1 protein-coding gene and 2 pseudogenes are annotated in these 1,509 nt (G+C 46.3%); 1 reads left to right on the top strand and 2 read right to left on the bottom strand.

The annotated features are described in order from the left end of the window. Positions 1 to 120: pseudogene (locus tag F7R02_RS27660) on the top strand (IS30 family transposase); the annotation flags it as partial. A 443-nt stretch (positions 121 to 563) separates the two neighbouring features. On the opposite strand, the gene F7R02_RS25310 reads toward F7R02_RS27660, so the two are convergent. After that, positions 564 to 1,358 (bottom strand): hypothetical protein, encoded by a 795-nt coding sequence (locus F7R02_RS25310; protein WP_235857353.1) that lies wholly within the window; start codon positions 1,356 to 1,358, stop codon positions 564 to 566. Between the two features lie 31 nt (positions 1,359 to 1,389). After that, positions 1,390 to 1,509, bottom strand: a pseudogene (locus F7R02_RS27655) (IS30 family transposase); the annotation flags it as partial.

Below are 1,509 nucleotides of genomic sequence, written 5' to 3'. Positions count from 1 at the left end.
AATCACATCGCGTTACTGATGAACACCCGTCCTCGCCAGACACTGGGCTGGAAAACGCCTAGCGAAGCAATGGAAGCGGAAATCGCCGCCTTCAAATCATCTGTTGCACTTGAATCTTGAGACCGCCCTCCTTAACAGTCACAATCATCTGTGCCAAGAGCAGAGAGCTAGGCTGCTCCGGTTGCTGGCTCGTATAATCGCTTAGGTTAGCGATAATTTTCCTGACGCAATTCATGATATGTCGACGAGATGCGCATCAACTCAAAGTAGGATATCTAGTATAAATATCGTTTGATATGCTGGCGCTGAGCAATTAGATAAATCGGTATGCAGACCGCTTAGCCCTCATTTTTTTTAAAATTACTCACTGCCCCGAGCTGAATTGCTTGATTAACATAGAGGGCTTGATTCACGCTGCCCATAGCACATCCGTACTATTGAAACCAGAAAATCAGGTGGCTATGCTTTCAAAGATCACGAGTTAAAAAAGGCGCTGTGACGCATGCAATGAGTCAGCCTTAATTACGGATTGTTACAACAACCATAAGTGTTCATTGTACTGCCTAAGTTATGCCGCTTAGGGGTTTTACTGCTAAATCGTGTTCTTTCGCTTGACGAATAGCCAGCTCCAGCAAAGCTATCACTTGATCGGGACGCTCCCGTCTACCAGTAGCGTAAAAAGCGACAAGATAGAAGCAACATGCGAGGATTAAGGGGGTCCATAGCATGAAACTACTATCTTGCTTGGCTAGCACAGTGACAGAGATGGCAGCGGCTGCAAAAGCTGGGAAGATACCGACTTTCCGAATATCGCCGGCCAAGAGCGAAACTCGCCCATCCACAATACCCCAGCGATGTTTATATTGAAGCAGTCCATACTCAATGGTTAGCTTGTCGAATTCACTTAACCTTCCTAAAAACTGGGCGTCAGTCAAAAGATCGTTTTCTAAGCGCTTCAATATCAGTGCAAAGCTTTTTTTTCGGTGTTGCCGAACGAATTGGTAAAGCCCAATACTGATAGTAGTAAAGTAAAGGAGTGAGATAATGATCAGAACCCCATTCGTAACATGCAATGCACCGATCATTTTCATGACCGGCGCGTCTGGTCCGTAGCGATACCACGCTGCAAAACATAGAATCACGAGAATCGTGATCACGAAGCTGATCATAAGCCAGTTTTCGATTTTCTTCAGCCATTCAGCGGGCATAGAGGCAAAGTTTTTGTCCTCGGAAAGAGTCATCTCTTCAAGTAACTGATACAACGCAGCAAGTTCTTCGTTTCGTGGCGCCATGGTCACACCGTAAAAAATGAGTAATAGTGCATAATTCGTCGCCCCTGAAAAACCCCCAGGCTGCATCCATTGCAAGGCTTAACCTGCGTTGGCGGTCTCAAGATTCAAGTGCAACAGATGATTTGAAGGCGGCGATTTCCGCTTCCATTGCTTCGCTAGGCGTTTTCCAGCCCAGTGTCTGGCGAGGACGGGTGTTCATCAGTAACGCGATGTGATT

It is taken from the genome of Xanthomonas cissicola (genome assembly GCF_008801575.1).
GTDB classification, from domain to species: domain Bacteria; phylum Pseudomonadota; class Gammaproteobacteria; order Xanthomonadales; family Xanthomonadaceae; genus Xanthomonas; species Xanthomonas cissicola.
Note: the sequence above shows the minus strand (reverse complement) of the source record. Positions and strands in the feature narration are given on the sequence as shown.